This is a genomic window from Pyxidicoccus sp. MSG2 (genome assembly GCF_026626705.1).
Lineage (GTDB): Bacteria > Myxococcota > Myxococcia > Myxococcales > Myxococcaceae > Myxococcus.
In genome coordinates this window covers 1,381,202-1,396,512 of sequence record NZ_JAPNKC010000001.1, presented here as the reverse complement: position 1 = coordinate 1,396,512, position 15,311 = coordinate 1,381,202, and the positions used below count along the sequence as shown (strand labels likewise).

The window sequence follows — 15,311 nt, the reverse complement described above, 5'->3', positions numbered from 1 at the left end:
GACGGTTGGGGCGCCAGTCGCCCCACCTTCCGCGTGAAGCGAAAACGCCGGAGCACCCGTGAGGGGCTCCGGCGTTTTTGTTTTCCCTGCACCCCCGGGCGGCGGGCGTCAGTCGCTCGCGGCCGACGCCCGGCACCGGCAGCCCCCAGCCCCGTCTTCCGGAGCCGGGGCGCGGTGGGCTACGCCGTCTTGGCCGTCGCTCCGGCCGTGGTGTGCTCGCCGGTGGGGACGGGGGCCGCGGCCTGGAAGTAGTCGCGCACCTGGAACCTACGCGCCACGAGCCAGAGCATCAGTCCCGCCAGCAGCGCGAGGCTGCCGTAGAAGAAGAACTGGCTCGGGCCCTGGAACGCCTTGATGCCCGAGATGAAGGCCACGAAGATGTTCGCGAGTGCCGTCGTCACCAGCCACAGCGACTGCACCACGCTCTTCATCTCGCGGGGCGCCTGCGTGTACGCGAACTCCAGGCCCGTGGTGGACACCAGAATCTCCGCCACCGTCAGCACCGCGTAGGGCAGCACCATCCACGCGATGTTGAGCACCTCCTTCTCGTCCATGCGGATCTGGAAGAAGCCGGCAATGACGTAGGACGCCGCGCACAGCACCATGCCCAGCGGCATGCGGCGCAGCGGCGTCAACTCCCAGCCCAGGCGCTTGAACAGCGGGTACACCGCCACCGTGAGCAGCGGGATGAGAATCATCACCAGGCCGGGGTTGATGAGCTGAATCTGGCTCGGCTGGAAGGTGAAGGGGCCCACCACCGGGTCCATCGCCTTGGCCTGCAGCACCAGCGTCGAGGCCTTCTGGTCGAAAATCATCCAGAAGAACATCACCGGGATGAAGAGCAGCACGAGGCGGAGCACCGCCTTGACGCCCTCGACGGCGGGCTCGGGGTGCTCGGCCCGCGCGGCGTCCAGCCAGTGCGAGCCCTTCACGCGCCCGCCCTTCGGCGACAGCGCGGACATGACCACGTGGAAGAACGAGTGCGGGTTCTTCCCCGTGGGCGGCACCAACACGTAGTGGCGGCGGCCCAGCCAGTAGATGGCCGTGGCGATGAACATCAGGATGCCCGGAATGCCGAACGCCACCGACGGCCCGTACTTCGCCAGGATGGCCGGGATGAAGAGCGCCGCGAAGAACGAGCCGAGGTTGATGCTCCAGTAGAAGATGGAGAAGATCTTGTTCACGAGGTGCTTGTTGGACTCGTCGAACTGGTCCCCCACCATCGCCGCGACACACGGCTTGATTCCGCCCGAGCCCATCGCGATGAGCAGCAGCCCGAAGTAGAAGCCCAGCGGCACGTTCTCGAAGAACGCCAGGCACGCGTGGCCCGCGCAGTACACCAGGCTCAGCCAGAGGATGACCTTGAACTTGCCGAACACCCGGTCGGCGAGCCACCCGCCCACGAGCGGGAACCAGTACACGCCGAACATGAAGAGGTGGAAGTAGCTCTTCGCGAGGGCGGCGCGGTCCTCGCCCTCACCCGCGGTCTGCCGGAGCAGGTAGTCCGCCAGGAACACGGTGAGGATTCCGCGCATCCCGTAGAAGCTGAACCGCTCACAGGCCTCCTGGCCGATGATGTACGGGATTTGCGGGGGGAACTTGTTGCTCTGCGCGGCGGCGGTGGGCTGTGCCATGCGACAGGGTACTCTCTCGTGGCAGAAGGTGGGGGCTCCCAGAAAACAAGGATTCGAACCCTACCCAACCCCCCGCCCCAACTCCACCCCCGCCCGGCACGCTTACCCGCACCCCTACCGGAATTCTCCCACGAGCATGGGCACGCAATTCCAATACAGATGCTGTTTCACGATACAACTCGATTAGTTGTGTCGCGTTTGACAGGAATTGAGACAGCCATATCATGTGACTCGCTGTACGTCTCACTTCTTGAGCCACACCCCTCCCGTGACACCATTCCTCCAAGGTGGACGGGGGGTTGGGGGTGAATGAAGGCACCCCCGCCCCCCGCTCCATTGTCACGGAAGCGGCGGCCGGTGTGGTCGGACGTCAGCTGGCTTCCTGCAGCTCCACCGCGGGGCCGTCCACGCGCTGGCCCACCCGGGCCCTGCGCGCCTTCGTCAGCACGTGCCCCAGGTAGCGGCCGGTGTGGCTGCCCTCCACCCGAGCCACCTGCTCGGGCGTGCCCGTGGCGAGAATCCTGCCGCCGCCCGCGCCGCCCTCGGGGCCCAGGTCGATGACCCAGTCCGCGCTCTTGATGACATCCAGGTTGTGCTCGATGACGAGCACGCTGTTGCCCGCCTCCACCAGCCGGTTGAGCACGGACAACAGCTTGCGGATGTCCTCGAAGTGCAGGCCCGTGGTGGGCTCGTCGAGGATGTAGAGCGTGCGGCCGGTGGCCACGCGCGCCAACTCACGCGCCAGCTTGATTCGCTGGGCCTCGCCGCCGGACAGGGTGGGGGAGGGCTGGCCCAGGCGGATGTAGCTCAGGCCCACGTCATGCAACGTCTGCAGCACGCGCATGATGTCCTTGTGCGCGCCGAAGTGCTCCATCGCCTCGCGCACGCTCATGTCGAGCACCTCGGCGATGTTCTTCCCCTTGTAGCGCACGCGGAGGGTGGCCTCGTTGAAGCGCTTGCCGGCGCACACCTCGCAGGGCACGTACACGTCCGCGAGGAAGTGCATCTCCACCAGCTTCACGCCGTCGCCCTCGCACGACTCGCAGCGGCCGCCCTTGATGTTGAAGCTGAAGCGGCCCGGCCCGTAGCCGAAGGCGCGCGCCTCCGGCGTCATCGCGAACACCTCGCGGATGTTGTCGAACAGCTTGGTGTACGTGGCCGGGTTGCTGCGCGGGGTGCGGCCGATGGGGCGCTGGTCGATGTCGATGACCTTGTCCAGGTGCTCGAAGCCTTGAATCGACTTGTGCTTGCCGGGCGACTCGCGGCTCTCGTAGAGGTGCCGCGCCAGGGCGGGGTAGAGGATTTCGTTGATGAGCGTGGACTTGCCCGCGCCGGACACGCCGGTAATCGCGCTGAAGACGCCGAGCGGAATCTCCGCGTCCACATTCTTCAGGTTGTTCTCCGTCGCTCCCTGAATCACCAGCTTGCGCTTGGGGTCCGGCTTGCGGCGCTGCTGCGGAATCTCGATTTCCTTCCGCCCGGAGAGGTACGCGCCCGTCTCGCTGTCCTCGTTCGCCATCACCTGCGCCGGCGTGCCCTGGGCCACCACCTGTCCGCCCAGCTCACCCGCGCCGGGGCCGAAGTCCACCAGCCAGTCCGCCTCCTCCATCGTCTCCTCGTCGTGCTCCACCACGAGGACGGAGTTGCCCAGGTCGCGCAGGCGCTTGAGCGTGGTCAGCAGCTTGCCGTTGTCGCGCTGGTGCAGGCCGATGGAGGGCTCGTCGAGGATGTAGATGACGCCCGTCAGCTCGCTGCCCATCTGCGACGCCAGCCGGATGCGCTGGCTCTCGCCGCCGGACAGCGTGGACGCGGTGCGGTCCAGCATCAGGTAGCCCAGGCCCACGTCCACCAGGAAGGACAGGCGGCTGCGAATCTCCTTCAACAGCTCGGTGGCGATCTTCCGCTCGTGCGCGGACAGGCCCATCTCCCCGAGGAAGCCCAGCGCGTCGGAGATGGTCAGCCGGCTCAATTGCACAATCGACTGGCCGTGGACCTTCACCGCGCGGCTCTCCGGCTTCAGGCGCTCGCCCTTGCACGACGGGCAGGGCTTGCTGCTGAAGTACTTCTGCAGCTCGGTGCGGCGGGCCTCGGAGGTGGTGGTCTTGAAGTTGCGCATCATGCGCTCGACCAGGCCCTCCCACTCCATCTTGTACTGGCCGCCCTCGCCCCACTCGACGGTGAAGCTCTTGCCGTTGGAGCCGTACATCAGCGTGGTCTGCTCGCGCTTGGACAGCTTCGCGTAGGGCACGTCCAGATCAATCTTGAACGCCTTGGCCAGGCTCTCCACGAAGTCCGCCGTCCAGCCCTCGCCGCGATTCATGCCGGTGGCCCACGGTTCAATCGCGCCATCGCGGATGCTGCGGGACGGGTCCGGGACGATGAGGTCCGGGTCCATCTCCGGCTTGGTGCCCAGGCCGTTGCAGTCCGTGCACATGCCCAGCGGGTTGTTGAAGGAGAAGGACGCGGGCGTCAAATCTCCGAAGGACAGGCCGCAGGTGGGGCACGCGTTCAGCTCGGACATGACGCGGTCCGAGGCCGGGGTGCCCTTCTCGTCGGTGACGATGAGGGTGCCCTTGCCCTCGCGCAGCGCCGTCTCCACGGAGTCGGTGAGGCGCGTCTTGAGGTCGGGCTTGAGCACCAGCCGGTCGATGACGAGCGCGATGTCGTGCTTGGACTTCTTGTCCAGCTCGATGCGCTCCTCCAGGCTCTTCAGCGCCCCGTCGATGCGCGCGCGGGAGAAGCCGCGCTTCTGCGCCTCGGTGAGCAAATCCTTGTGCTCGCCCTTGCGGTTGGTGACGAGCGGCGCGAGCACCTGAATCTTGCTGCCCGCGGGCATCTTCAGGATTTCGTCGACAATCTGCTGTGCGCTCTGCTTGCCCACCTTGCGCCCGCAGTGGGGGCAGTGCTGCACGCCGATGGAGGCGTAGAGCACGCGCAGGTAGTCGTGCACCTCGGTGACGGTGCCCACCGTGGAGCGCGGGTTGTTGCTGGCCGCCTTCTGCTCGATGGAGATGGTGGGCGACAGGCCGCGGATGGTGTCGTACTTCGGCTTCTCCATCTGCCCGAGGAACTGCCGGGCATAGGCGGAGAGGCTCTCCACGTAGCGACGCTGGCCTTCCGCGTAGAGCGTGTCGAAGGCGAGCGAGCTCTTGCCGGACCCCGAGACCCCCGTGAAGACGACGAGCTTCTTCTTGGGGATGTCCAGGGAGACGTTCTTGAGGTTGTGCTCCTTGGCGCCTCGGAGGGAGATGACGTCGGGCTCGGACATGATGGGCGGGCGTTTACCACTGAATGGGTGTTCCGGTGCGGGGAAACTCGCACGGGTGGAGTGAATGACGGCCAACGCGCCGGGTTTCAACGCACATCCCACATGTGCCAGGTCCCCGGCCGGGCGGGCAGGGCCGGCAGGGCAGGCTGCCGCCCCATGGGTTTCCCTGTAGGGTGCGCCCGTCCATGAACGGCTGGGTCCTCCCCGAGCGCTACCGCGGCACCCCCCTGCTCGTCTTCTCGAGCTTCCTCTTCGCGGTGATGGCGCTGTGCACGCGGCTGCTGGCGGGCCGGCTGTCCCCCGGGCAGGTGGCGTCCGGCCGCTTCCTCATCGGGCTGGTGTTCCTGGCCATCTATTTCCCCGCCCTGGGGCGCAAGCCGCGCTACGGGCGCCTGTCCCTGTGGGCGCTGCGCGGCGTCTTCGGCGGCGCGGCCGTCTACCTGTACTTCATCGCCATCGACCGGATGACGGTGGGGCCGGCGGTGATGCTCAACGCGTGCTGGCCCATCTACGCGGCCATCATCGGCTGGCTCTTCCTGGGCGAGCGAGTCACCGGGCCGCTGCTGGGCGGGCTGGCGCTCACCACGCTGGGGGCGGGCCTGGTGATGTGGAGCAGCATGGCGGGCGGCGCGTCGCTGTCGCTGGGCCTGGGGGCGTGGGCGGGCATGGGCTCGGCGGTGCTGGGCGGCGCGGCGGTGGTGGTGGTGCGCGCGCTGCGGCACGACACGGACTCGGCCACCGTCTTCTTCTCCTTCTGTCTCTTCGGCCTCCTGTTCAGCCTGCCCTTCGCGGTGCAGGACTGGCGGCCGCTGGGGTGGGACGTGGTGCTGCCGCTGCTGGGCGTGGGGCTGACGTCCGTCGCGGCGCAGATGACCTTCACGTATGCCTTTGGCTACGTCACCGCGGTGGCGGGCGGCGTGGCCACGCAGCTCACGCCGGCCTTCTCGTGGGTGATGGGCGCGCTGCTGTTGAGCGAGCCCGTGTCGCCGCTCGCCGTCACCGGCGCGCTGGTGTGCGTGGGCGGCGTGTTGTGGGGCACCGGCGTGGTGGGACGGCTGTTGGCACCGGCATCCCGTCCCACGGTCTGAAACGTCGCCCGCTGAACCCGGCAGCCCCTCCCGTCCGTCGGATTCGTCCGTGTGGTAACCGCGCTTCCTGAAGGAATTCCAGTCCTTCAGCCCGAATGGGAAATGTTGTTCCACGCGCGGTGCCAGTCCTTTCCCATAGAGGCCAGAGGTTTGCCGCGTCGGCCTGCCGACGTCTTCCCCCGTGGAGGCGTGGGCACCCGGGTTGCAGAGGGCCCACCGCCAGGGCCGTGGATCACCGCGGTTCGCGAAATTCGTGGTCCCCGGGCGTGGCGGGAGGTCGTTATGAGCAGGGCGCTGTGGGTGGCGTGGGTGGCGGCGGCGTTGCTGGTGGGTGTTGGCTGTGAGCGGCCGTCGTCGCAGAAGGCGAAGAGCGCCTTCCTGGTTCGCCCGGAGACGATTGAGTTTGGCCCCTCGGCGCTGGGACGCACCAAGGTCTTCAAGCTGAAGATCGCCAACGGGGGGCGCGCCTCGTACCGCGTGGAGGGCGCTGTCTCCACCGTGCCCAACGTGGAGGTTCCCCCCTTCGAGCCCTTCGTCCTGAACGCCGGCGGCGAGCAGGAGATTGAAGTCCGCTTCACGCCGCAGGTGGAGGGCGTGGTGCAGGGCATGGTGGAAATCCTCAGCGACGCCGAGTCGGAAGGGCTGGTGCCCGTCAACGGCCGCGGCGTGAAGGCCTTCGTCGAGGTGCCGGAGACGGCGCTCGACTTCGGCAACGTGGCCATGGGCATGGTGGAGATGCGCGAGGTGACGGTGCGCAATCCCTCCGACGTGGAGAGCCCGCTGGTGCTGTCCATCCAGGGCACGGACGCGGACCAGTTCACCGCCGGGAAGGGCCAGGCCCCGACGCTGGCCGCGGGCGAGGAGCGCGTGGTGCCGGTGGCCTTCGCGCCGGGCCGCCTGGGCTCGGCGGAGGCCGCGCTGCACGTGGTGGTGTGCGAGGGCTGCGAGCCCGCGGTGATTCCGCTGCACGGGCTGGGCATCGCCTCCAAGCTGGAGGTGACGCCGCTGCGCCTGGACTTCGGCCGGGTGGCGCTGGGGGCCACGGCGGAGCAGTCGATTACGGTGCGCAACCAGGGCACGGTGGCGCTGAGCTACTCGGGGGTGCAGCTTCTGGACAACCCGGGCGGCGTCTTCAAGGTGGTGAGCGAGCCGGTGGTGGCCGGTGGGGTGCTGCCGGCGGGCGCGACGGTGGAGCTGCGCGTGGCCTTCACGCCGGTGGCGCTGGGGCGCGTGCGCGACGGCCGGGTGGAGGTTGGCGTGCGTGAGCAGGGCTCGAGCGCGCCGGGCCCCAAGGTGTCGCTGGCGGGAGAGGGCGGCGCCTCGTGTGTCACGGTGCTCCCGCGCAAGGTGGACTTCGGCGTGGTGGCCGAGGGCATGACGGCCACGCGCGAGGTGCAGGTCATCAACCGCTGCCGGGAGAACGTGCTGGTGAGCAACCTGCAGCTCGACACGTCGCAGGGCGGCTACTTCACGCTGGCCCAGGCGCCCGCGAGTGTGACGGTGCCGGCCGGTGAGACGGCGAAGGTCGGTGTGACGTTCAGCCCGCGCGTGGGCCTGACGGCGGCCAGCGCCGGGCAGCTCGCGGTGACGGTGCGCACCAGCGCCACCTCCGCCACGGAGGCGGTGTCGCTGTCGGGCCAGGGCCGCGTCTTCAAGCCCTGCCAGTACGACGTGCCCCAGACGCTCAGCTTCGGGAAGGTGCCGGTGGGCGCGTCGGTGGCGCTGGGCGTGTCGGTGCGCAACACCGGCACGGAGGCGTGCTACCTGGCCTCCATGCAGTTGTCGCCGGGCTCGGACGAGGCCTTCAGCTCGCTGGACGTGGAGAACCGCGTGCTGGAGCCGGGGCAGAAGGCGACGCTGGTGGTGAGCTTCAAGCCGGAGTCGGAGGGCCTCTTCTCCGGCATGGCCGAGGCGTGGGTGAACCACCCGACGCTGGGCCACCCGCTGGTGCAGGTCTCCGGCGAGGGCGTGAAGCACTGCTTCGCGGTGCAGCCCACCACGGTGGACTTCGGCATCACCAAGCTGTCCTGCGGGCCCCGCGTCCGCGAGGTGCTCGCCATCAACAACTGCCTCGGCCAGGTGCAGCTGACCGGCTTGGCGCTGGAGCAGGTGGGCAATGAGTTCAGCGCGGCGTCCCTGACGCCCTTCCCCCACACGCTGCCCAGGGGCGGCCGGGTGCAGGTGCTCGCCACCTACACGCCGCAGGATGATGGCGACGACACGGCGGCGCTGCGCTTCACGCTGGATGACGGGTCCGTCTTCACCGCGGGCCTCGTCGGCCGCGGGGTGACGAAGGCGGAGCAGACGGACCGCTTCTTCCAGGAGTCCGAGGCGAAGGTGGACGTGCTCTTCGTGGTGGATAACTCCGGCTCCATGATGGAGGAGCAGCAGAGCCTGGGGCAGAACTTCGCGGCCTTCCTGAGCGCGGCGAACCAGGCGGCGGTGGACTACCGCATCGGCGTCACCACCACGGGCCTGGACCCGTCTCCGGGCGGCTGGTCCGAGTGCCCGGGCGGCGCGCAGGGCGGTGAGAATGGCCGCCTGTTCCCGGTGGATGGCTCGCGGCCGCGCATCATCACCCCGGCCACGCCCAACGCGGCGGGCGTCTTCGCCAGCAACACCCGGGTGGGCGTGTGCCATTGGAACGAGCAGGGCCTGGACGCGGCGCACCGCGCGCTGTCGGACCCGCTGCTCTACCAGCAGGACGACCCGCGCACCCCGCTGGCCAATGACGGCAACGGCGGCTTCCTGCGCGAGGACGCGAAGCTGGCCATCATCTTCCTGTCGGACGAGGAGGACTTCAGCTCGCAGCCGGTGTCCTTCTACGAGACGTACTTCCTGGCGCTGAAGGGCAATGACAAGACGCGGCTGAGCATCAACGCCATCGTCGGGCCGACGGACCTGGGCACCTGCCCCACCTCCAGCAGCTCCGGCAGCCGCTACATCCAGCTGGCCCGGGCCACGGGTGGCGCGGTGGAGAGCATCTGCACGCCCAACTGGGCCGCGTCCCTGGAGAAGCTCTCCAACAGCGCCTTCGGTCCGAACCGCCGCTTCACGTTGACCGAGGTGCCGGCGGACCCGGAGCGCATCGTCGTCGAGGTGGATGGCGTGAAGGTGACGGACGGCTGGGAGTATGACGCCGACACCAACTCCATCCTCTTCGAGCGCGACGCGGCCCCCGCGCCCGGCTCCATGGTGGAGGTGACGTACCCGCTGGGTTGCAACTAGCCCACACCGGAAGTCCTGACTGTGTCCGGGGCGCTCCCACCGCGAGGTGGGGGCGCCCCCGTCGTTTCTCCAGCCCGTGTGTGAGGGCTATCTGTCAGCCATTGACCCCCACGTGACAAAGATGACTCGACAGGGCGGGGCAGGCGCGTGCAGCCTTCCGGGCGAGATGCCGGAATCCCTTCTCGTCGCCGCCCTGGGTGACATCCACGGGCGCTTCCACCGCGTGGAGACGTGGCTGGACGCGCTGGAGCAGGCGCGTGGTCGCCGCGTGGACCTGGTGCTGGCGGTGGGGGACGTGGAGGCCTTCCGCCGCGCGGACGACCACCGGCGCAAGGCGGCCAAGCGCACCATGCCGGCGGAGTTCGCGGAGTACGCGGACGGGGTGCGCCGGGTGAAGCGGCCGCTGTACTTCATCGGCGGGAACAACGAGGACTTCGAGGCGCTGCATGACCTGCAGGGCGGCGGCGAGCTGGCCCCGGGCGTCTGCTACCTGGGGCGCGCGGGCCTTCGGGAGCTGCTCGGCTTGCGGGTGGGGTACCTGTCGGGCATCCACGCGCCACGCTTCATCGAGCAGCCGCTGAAGCGGCCCACCACCCAGGACACGATGAAGCAGGCCGGCTACTTCCGCACGGCGGAGGTGGAGCAGGTGTCCGCGCTGCGAGACGTGGACCTGCTGCTGGTCCACGAGTGGCCGCGAGGCATCGTCCAGCGGGCGCGCGAGGAGAACCCGATGCCGCCGAGGCCGCTGCCCTCGTATTGGATTGGCAATCCGGTGACGCGGCGGCTGGTGGACACGGTGCATCCGCGGTGGGTGCTGTGTGGGCACTCGCACAAGGCCTTCGCGGTGACGTTGGAGGGGCCGGGCCGGCCGGCCACGCGCATTGCCTGCCTGGACCAGGCGGCCCGGGCGCAGGAGTCCGTCTTCTGGCTGGAGTACCAGGGGCGCGAGGCGATGCGCGCGGGCTGGGGCACGTCCGGCAACGTGTCGTGGGAGTCCGGTCAGCGGTGGGACCTGGCCGCGCTGCCGCCGCTGGGAGGTGACGGCGAAGGGGCCCCGGTGGGTGCGGAGTACTGACTCCCCTCGGAGGGCTCGCTCAGGGCTGACCCGGTGCCAGGTGTGTCACCGTGAGCGCGGGCGCGGCAATGGATGGTCCCGGTGGCAGGGCGAGCGACTCGAGTGCGCGCGCCTGCTGGCGGACCTTCGCATCCAGGAAGAGGCGCGTGGCATTCGCGCAGGCGGCCCAGCCTCGTGACGTCGCCGTGGACTGGCCGTCGGGCGCGAGGGCCGGGGCCACGGCGGTGGCGGCGCCGACGCTGGTGAAGTCGAGGTGCCGCAGGCCCGCGACGCGCACGAGCCACCGGTCCGCGCCGCGCAGCGAGCGCACGAGGTCGAAGTCGGGCACCACCACCGCGTCGCCCTCCTGGTAGAGGTGGAGCAGCGCCGCGTGGAAGTCCTCCGGGCGGAAGTCGGGGAGGCCGGTGAGCCACTCCCTGCCCAGGCTGTTGGCGATGCCGCCGTCCAGGCTCACGAGGGCCGCGGTCTCCGGGTGCTCCCGCGCGAAGAGGAACGCGGCGCGGGCTCCGAAGCTGTGCGCCACCAGGGCCACGCGGGAGGCGTCCACGCTCGTGTCCGCCTTCATGACCTCGAGCGCGCGCGCAAGCTCCCGGGCCTGGCCCCGTGCGATGGCGAGGACATCCTCGTTCTCCGACGGGGGCGCGAGGTGCGCGGGGAAGGGCGTGGTGGCCACGACGTAGCCGTGGCTCGCGAGGAACTCGGCCAGCACCGCCTGGTGGTGCGCGGAGTGGAAGCGCCCCTGTGCCACGAGCACCAGCGGATGGCGGCCCGGGGCCGGAGTGGCCCCGCGCACCGCGGCGACCTCCGTGCCCAGCCAGGCCGACACGTCCGCCTCGGGCAGCCCCATCCCCGTGACGAGTTGCTGGTAGCGGGACACCGCGGCCTCGGAGACGGCCGCATCCTCCCAGGACTCCGGGTGCTGCTCGGAGCCGGTGAGGCCCACGTAGTCGCGGTAGTGCAGGCGCGAGGCGGAGGCTCCGATGCGAGCGGGATACCAGACGGTGAGCTGGAGTTGGCGCGCGTCGGCGGCGTCCTTCCCGGCGGGGATGGCCAGCACGCGCAGGCCCACGTCATGGGTGCCCATGCGGAGCGGGCCCCAGAGGGCGGGGGCGGTGCTCGCGGGCGTCGGTGCCAGCAGGGGACGGACAGAAGGCGCGGGCGGGGCCGCGTGGCAGCCGGCGAGGACGGACAGCGCGAGCAGCCAGCGTCTGAGCGCGCGTGTGCCCATCAGAAGGTGCCCGAGATTCCCGCCATGTGCGCGCCGGCCATGGGCATCATCCGCACGGTGCCCGGACGGTCCGGGCCCGTGGTGGCTCCGGTGCGTCCGTGCAGCAGCAGGGGGACGGCGACGCCGAACGCGGAGCCCATCACGGCGCCGGTGACGACGTCGGTGAGGTAGTGCTTGTCGGCGCCCATGCGCAGCAGGCCCACGGAGGTGGCGAGCGGCAGGCCCACGGCCCAGATCCACCCCTGGTGCTCATAGCCACGCATCGCGGCCACGGTGCCCGCGGACACGACCATGGAGAACATGAGGTTGGTGTGGCCGCTGTAGAAGGAGACGTTGTTGTCGTTGGGGTGGGCGGTGAGGCCCTTCTGGTCTTCGGGGAGCTGGTGCACGAAGGGGCGCTCGCGGCCGGCGATGAACTTCACCGTCTGGTTGGCCACGGAGGCGAGCACGGCGCTCTGGATGATGATGGTGGCGTCCTCGGCGAAGAAGCGGTCGGGCATGCCGGAGCCGCGGCCCACGGCGAACTGGATGCCAAGGACGCTGGCGGGCACCACGGCGAAGCCGAGGATGTTGCTCCAGGTGTTGGCGCGCTTGCGGGACTGCTCCGTCTCACCCGCGAGCCCGCGGCCCCAGCGGTCCAACCGGTTGAGGGTGTCGGTGCCGTCGGGAGCGCGGTCGCACCAGCGGCACTGCGCGGGGGCGAGGTCGTCCTTGAAGAGGGCCTCGCTGGAAATCCAGAGCGCGGCGGCGGTGCCGGTGATGATGCCGTCCCGCTTCCAGTCGAAGCGGAGTTCGTTGAGCTGGGGGTCCGGGTCCTCCTGCGCGGAGGCAGGAGACAGCGGTGCGAGGGCCAGCAGGAAGGCCAACACGACGGCGATGGGAGCAGGGCGCACGGAGCCGAGCATAGGGGGCTCCCGCATCACCGTTCCACCTTCCGGTGGCCTATACGTCCGTGAACTCCAGGCCGGTGGCGCCGACGCTTTCTCCTGTGCGCCCTTGTGCCTGCTCGCTCGTTGGAGTCCGCCTCGCGGACCGACCCGCCGCGTCAGCGCCGGGCCTTGATGAACGCCCGGGCGGTGGATGGCCTAGAGTCGCGAAGCGAACACGCCATGACGACTTCCTTCGCCACCCGGTTCCCGCTCAAGGTCCGCCTCTCGTTGCACGGAGGCACGCTCCTGGTGGGCGCGTTCACGTACCTCTACGCGCGGCTCGTCTGCACCTTCATCTGCTCGTTGCCGCCCCACGTGCTGCTGCGCTCCGTGCTCGCGCTTTCCGCGGTCCACATGGTCCTGCGAGAGGTCGTGTTCCACTTCGCACCCGAGTCGGACGGAAGCCGCACCCCGGCCCGCCATGCCTATCTGCTCTCCGTGGGCACGTGGGTGGTGACAGGCTTCGCTGCCTTCACGCTGCACCTCTGGCTCTACCCGACCTTCCCGTTCCTCAGTCACGTGAAGCTCGCCGTCGGGTACTGGCTGCTCGGCGGCGGCCTCATCGCCCAGGTGGAGTACCTCCTCTTCGAGCAGCTCAAGCCCTCCACGTCCTCGCCCGTGGCGCAATTGCGCGAGCGACTGGGAGACCGGCTCATGGAGGGCTACGTCCTCTTCACCTCCATCCCCGTGCTGGTGCTCCTGCTCGCCCTGGTGCGCATGGTGGGCGAGCTTCATGGGAGCCGGCAGTCGCTGATTGAAGCCTCGCTCCTCGCCGCCGCCATCACCGCGGCCGCGCTCGTCGCGGCCGTGGCCTATGGGCGGAGCCTGCGGCGGGACTCGGAGAAGCTGTTGGAGGCGGTGCGCCGCGTCGGCAGCGGAGACCTCCATCCCGCCGCGTCCACGAGCCGCCCGGACGAATTGGGGCTCATCGCCCTGGGCATCAACGACATGGCCGACGGGCTCCGACTCCGCGAGCGCATCCGCGAGGCCTTCGGCCGCTTCGTCTCACCCCAGGTGGCCCACGAGTTCATCGAGAACTACGCGCGCCCGGGACGTGCCGCGCAACTGGGAGGACGTCGGCGCGACATGGTCCTCCTCTTCAGCGACCTGCGCGACTTCACCCCGCTGTCCGAGTCGCTCTCTCCCGAAGACCTCATCGAGGTCCTCAACGGCTACTTCGGGGAGATGGTGGCCGCCATCCAGAATCATGGTGGCATGGTGGACAAGTTCATCGGCGACGCGGTGCTCGCGGTCTTCGGCCTCACCGATGGCACTGACAACCCGGCCGCCGCCGCCGTGGCCGCAGCGCGGGAGATGCAGCAGCGCCTGAAGGACTACAACACCCGGCTCGCCGGACGCGGGCTGCGTCTCCAGTCCGGCATCGGCGTGCACGCGGGCGAGGTCGTCGCGGGGTACCTCGGCTGCGCGGAGCGGCTGGAGTTCACCGTCATCGGCCACGCCGTCAACGTGGCCGCCCGCATCGAGAGCCGCGCTCGCGAGCCACTGCCCGCGCTCCTGTTCAGCGACGAGGTGGCCCGGCGGCTCGCGGGGAAGCTCGACGTCCGCGAGGTGGAGTCCGTCACCCTCAAGGGCGTCGCGGAGCCGATGCGCCTGTTCACGCTGGCGCGTGATGCGGGAGACAGCCAGGCCGCGTGAGCACGGACGCCGCTCAGTTCTCGGGTGACAGCGCCGTCACCCAGAACGCGTCCGGCACCTTCGCCGCCGCTCCCTTCAGCAATCGCTCGCGCAGCCGGGCCTCGGTGACCCAGACGCGGCCGTTCGCTTCCACCGTGAGGTTGACGGGAGACTCCATTCCGGAGGCCAGCACCTCGATGCGCTTCGGACCGGCGGTCTTCCCGAGCACGTCGATGCGGACCACGCGCCCATCGCCGCTCTGGGACGCCCCCTCCAGCACGAGCAGTCGGCCATCCGGTGCGAAGCGCATCCCGTCGGGGTTCTCGAGGCGGCGCGGCAGCTCCACCTCGCTCACGGCGGGAGGTTTCCTCGCCCCTCCCGGGCGCACGAGGAAGAGCCCGCCGGGACCAAAGGTGTTGATGGCGAGCGTCTTCCCGTCCGGCGCCAGGGCGATTCCCGCGGGCCCGATGCCGGAGAGCCCCGGGGCTTTCGACGCGAAGCGCGCGTCGGACACGTAGGTCTCCAGGCGCTCACCCCCGGGCCGCAGGTACAGGACGGCGGCCCGCGTGCTGTCCGTCACGTACAGCCCGCCATCCGGTGCGACGGTGAGGTCATTGCCAAGGCCACCCTCGGGTACGGGGATGATGCGTCGCACCGCGCCGGTGCGTGCATCCACCGCGAAGAGCCGGTGCGCGCGCCTCCCCAGGGAGCCATCCGGGCGTATCAGCCCCATGACGTCGGGAGAGGTCCCCCAGAGCAGGCCGCGCGGCGCATCCAGCCGCAGGCTCGTCACGGCGAAGACCTCCTCGGAGCCGGGGAACAGCACCGTCCACCCGCCTCCGGGAGCCCGGCGCAGGATGCGCCCGCTCGACACCGAGCCGACGAAGAGCGTCCCGTCCTCCGAGTGGGTGATGCCGTTGGGGTACGTGAAGCCTTCGGGCAGGGACAACCGCTCGCGGCGCGAGGTGGCGCCCTCGGGAGCGGCGCCGGGAGCCTCGGGGGTGACAAGCAGGAGCGCCGAGGTGAGGGCTCCCAGCAGGTGCAGGCAGTACAACCTCGAATGCCGCGTGTCCGTCATCTGCGTGCGCTCCGGCGAAGAGCCCGGAAGCAGGTGTGGCCTGAATGGCCCTCGTGCTTCCAGTGCGTGCCGCGCATCAGTAGCCCACGGCTCTTGTCCCATCATCGGGGGACGGCGCACTACACTCGTGCACGGCACGCAACAATGC

9 protein-coding genes are annotated in these 15,311 nt (G+C 69.8%); 4 read left to right on the top strand and 5 right to left on the bottom strand.

Features of this window, described 5'->3' with window-relative positions; genetic code table 11:
* Nucleotides 1–179: 179 nt before the first annotated feature.
* Both OV427_RS05735 and uvrA read right to left on the bottom strand, forming a co-directional pair.
* A complete protein-coding gene (locus tag OV427_RS05735) occupies nucleotides 180–1,634 on the bottom strand; it encodes a POT family MFS transporter (RefSeq protein WP_267855095.1) in 1,455 nt (484 codons plus the stop codon).
* 370 nt (nucleotides 1,635–2,004) lie between these two features.
* Nucleotides 2,005–4,902 carry an excinuclease ABC subunit UvrA gene (gene uvrA, locus OV427_RS05730; RefSeq protein WP_267855094.1) on the bottom strand — a complete coding sequence of 966 codons (2,898 nt, stop codon included), beginning with the start codon at nucleotides 4,900–4,902 and terminating at the stop codon, nucleotides 2,005–2,007.
* 185 nt (nucleotides 4,903–5,087) lie between these two features.
* Here uvrA and OV427_RS05725 point away from each other — a divergent pair, with 185 nt between their 5' ends.
* The 3 genes from OV427_RS05725 (at nucleotide 5,088) to OV427_RS05715 (ending at nucleotide 10,293) form a co-directional block, all read left to right on the top strand.
* Complete coding sequence (locus OV427_RS05725) at nucleotides 5,088–5,990, top strand: DMT family transporter (RefSeq protein WP_267855093.1); 903 nt, start codon at nucleotides 5,088–5,090, stop codon at nucleotides 5,988–5,990.
* Nucleotides 5,991–6,272: 282 nt separating this feature from the next.
* Nucleotides 6,273–9,218: a choice-of-anchor D domain-containing protein gene (locus OV427_RS05720; protein ID WP_267855092.1), complete on the top strand. Its 2,946-nt coding sequence runs from the start codon at nucleotides 6,273–6,275 to the stop codon at nucleotides 9,216–9,218.
* 166 nt (nucleotides 9,219–9,384) lie between these two features.
* Nucleotides 9,385–10,293: a metallophosphoesterase family protein gene (locus OV427_RS05715; RefSeq protein ID WP_267855091.1), complete on the top strand. Its 909-nt coding sequence runs from the start codon at nucleotides 9,385–9,387 to the stop codon at nucleotides 10,291–10,293.
* 19 nt (nucleotides 10,294–10,312) lie between these two features.
* Here the strand turns inward: OV427_RS05715 and OV427_RS05710 are convergent, their stop codons facing one another.
* Together OV427_RS05710 and OV427_RS05705 are read right to left on the bottom strand one after the other, a co-directional pair.
* Complete coding sequence (locus OV427_RS05710; RefSeq protein ID WP_267855090.1) at nucleotides 10,313–11,521, bottom strand: dienelactone hydrolase family protein; 1,209 nt, start codon at nucleotides 11,519–11,521, stop codon at nucleotides 10,313–10,315.
* Complete coding sequence (locus OV427_RS05705; protein WP_267863372.1) at nucleotides 11,521–12,426, bottom strand: phosphatase PAP2 family protein; 906 nt, start codon at nucleotides 12,424–12,426, stop codon at nucleotides 11,521–11,523. The genes OV427_RS05710 and OV427_RS05705 overlap by 1 nt, the downstream gene beginning before the upstream one ends.
* 204 nt (nucleotides 12,427–12,630) lie before the next feature.
* On the opposite strand from OV427_RS05705, the gene OV427_RS05700 reads away from it, so the two are divergent.
* Complete coding sequence (locus OV427_RS05700; RefSeq protein ID WP_267855089.1) at nucleotides 12,631–14,106, top strand: adenylate/guanylate cyclase domain-containing protein; 1,476 nt, start codon at nucleotides 12,631–12,633, stop codon at nucleotides 14,104–14,106.
* 13 nt (nucleotides 14,107–14,119) lie between these two features.
* Here OV427_RS05700 and OV427_RS05695 read toward each other — a convergent pair whose 3' ends face one another.
* Nucleotides 14,120–15,163, bottom strand: a complete 1,044-nt coding sequence (locus tag OV427_RS05695) for an SMP-30/gluconolactonase/LRE family protein (protein WP_267855088.1) — start codon at nucleotides 15,161–15,163, stop codon at nucleotides 14,120–14,122.
* Nucleotides 15,164–15,311 lie beyond the last annotated feature (148 nt).

Coding starts and splice junctions, on each gene's coding strand:
- OV427_RS05735 (WP_267855095.1), bottom strand. CDS start 1,634: ATGGCACAGCCCACCGCCGCCGCGCAGAGCAACAAGTTCCCCCCGCAA.
- uvrA (WP_267855094.1), bottom strand. CDS start 4,902: ATGTCCGAGCCCGACGTCATCTCCCTCCGAGGCGCCAAGGAGCACAAC.
- OV427_RS05725 (WP_267855093.1), top strand. CDS start 5,088: ATGAACGGCTGGGTCCTCCCCGAGCGCTACCGCGGCACCCCCCTGCTC.
- OV427_RS05695 (WP_267855088.1), bottom strand. CDS start 15,163: ATGACGGACACGCGGCATTCGAGGTTGTACTGCCTGCACCTGCTGGGA.
- OV427_RS05720 (WP_267855092.1), top strand. CDS start 6,273: ATGAGCAGGGCGCTGTGGGTGGCGTGGGTGGCGGCGGCGTTGCTGGTG.
- OV427_RS05705 (WP_267863372.1), bottom strand. CDS start 12,426: ATGCTCGGCTCCGTGCGCCCTGCTCCCATCGCCGTCGTGTTGGCCTTC.
- OV427_RS05715 (WP_267855091.1), top strand. CDS start 9,385: ATGCCGGAATCCCTTCTCGTCGCCGCCCTGGGTGACATCCACGGGCGC.
- OV427_RS05710 (WP_267855090.1), bottom strand. CDS start 11,521: ATGGGCACACGCGCGCTCAGACGCTGGCTGCTCGCGCTGTCCGTCCTC.
- OV427_RS05700 (WP_267855089.1), top strand. CDS start 12,631: ATGACGACTTCCTTCGCCACCCGGTTCCCGCTCAAGGTCCGCCTCTCG.